This is a genomic window from Vibrio sp. Vb0304 (assembly GCF_033338995.1).
Classification (GTDB): domain Bacteria; phylum Pseudomonadota; class Gammaproteobacteria; order Enterobacterales; family Vibrionaceae; genus Vibrio; species Vibrio alginolyticus.
This window is the reverse complement of the sequence record NZ_JAWOTT010000157.1, coordinates 1-1,337: the sequence shown is the minus strand read 5'-3', so window position 1 is coordinate 1,337 and position 1,337 is coordinate 1. Positions and strand designations below refer to the sequence as shown.

Sequence of the window (1,337 nt, the reverse complement as noted above, 5' to 3'; positions counted from 1 at the left end):
TGATAGTCGGGGAAATAACGCACAGAACATTGGTCAAAATGATGTGTTTGCAGGTGTCCGCTTTGCCTTAAATGATGAGGATGGAACTGAAATTCTCACTGGGATTACGCAAGATTTGGAGAACTCAGATGTTTATAACGCAAAGTTAGAAGCCTCGAGCAGAATATCGAACCATCTGAAGTGGCAAGTTGATGCGTGGTTATTTAAAAATGATACGCCGACAGACTTACTTTATTTTGCTCGAGACGACGATTTTATTGAACTCTCTATACAGTATTATTTTTAGATTTGCTGAATTGCTTAGCGAAAATAATCCATCATGGAGATCTTTGTCATTATTTTGACTACTCAGTGGGGTGTTAGAAAACTTTTATCGTTACTATTCCCTATATTTATTGTGGCATTTCAGGTTGCTCATAGTGACTTGATATAGACTCGTCGATATTGGGAGTAGTAACGTTGAATTCATTTCGTTGGGACATCTATTTTGAAACAGGAATCGAAGATGTTGACGACCAACACCAGTATCTCGTTGAGTTTATTAATAAGTACGGCAAACTTTTGACGCGAAACACGATTTCTATAGCGGATATTCAGAGCGCGTTATTTGAACTCTCTCGTTACGCCGAATTTCACTTCAAAGAAGAGGAAAATTTAATGAGAGAAGTGGGGATTCATCACGAGCATCTCCAAAAGCATATTCAAGTACATCGCACTTTTATGGGCGATATTGTCAGCATGCAAAGTTTTATTAACGAAGATAATCGGCAATCAGCGGAGCAGTTGTTGGATTTTCTCATTCATTGGTTGGCGTACCACATTCTTGGCATCGATCAAAATATGGCGAAACAGATCAAAGCCATCGAACGAGGCGTTTCTCCTTTAGAAGCTTATCGCGAACAAGAGCAACAAGCTAACGCGTCTACCGAGCCATTACTAGAAGCACTCAATGCGCTGTTTTCTCAAGTGTCCGAACGTAATCGTGATCTCTTAAAACTCAATTTGGAATTAGAAGAAAAAGTAGAAGCAAGAACGAACCAGTTGTTAACGGCAAATAAGCAGCTGGAAGCGCTGTCATTAACGGACTCATTAACTCAACTTCCTAATCGACGCAGTGCAATCAAAACGTTGAAAAAGCTTTGGGATGACACGGAGCACAAAACACTGCCTTTGGTTTGTATCATGATTGATGCGGATTATTTTAAACAAGTCAATGATACGTGTGGGCATGAGGCCGGAGACTTGGTGTTAATCGAGCTTGCACAGGCACTTAAATATCATTTTCGTAGCGATGATATTGTGTGCAGATTGGGAGGTGATGAGTTCTTTGTTATTTG

At 40.0% G+C, this 1,337-nt stretch carries 1 protein-coding gene and 1 pseudogene; both read left to right on the top strand.

Going from position 1 to position 1,337, the window contains the following annotated elements; translation table 11 throughout:
* Positions 1–286 (top strand): annotated as a pseudogene (locus R7P35_RS24625) (hypothetical protein); the annotation flags it as partial.
* Positions 287–459: 173 nt separating this feature from the next.
* The coding region (locus R7P35_RS24620; protein WP_318092971.1) for a GGDEF domain-containing protein at positions 460–1,337 on the top strand (878 nt) is incomplete at its 3' end.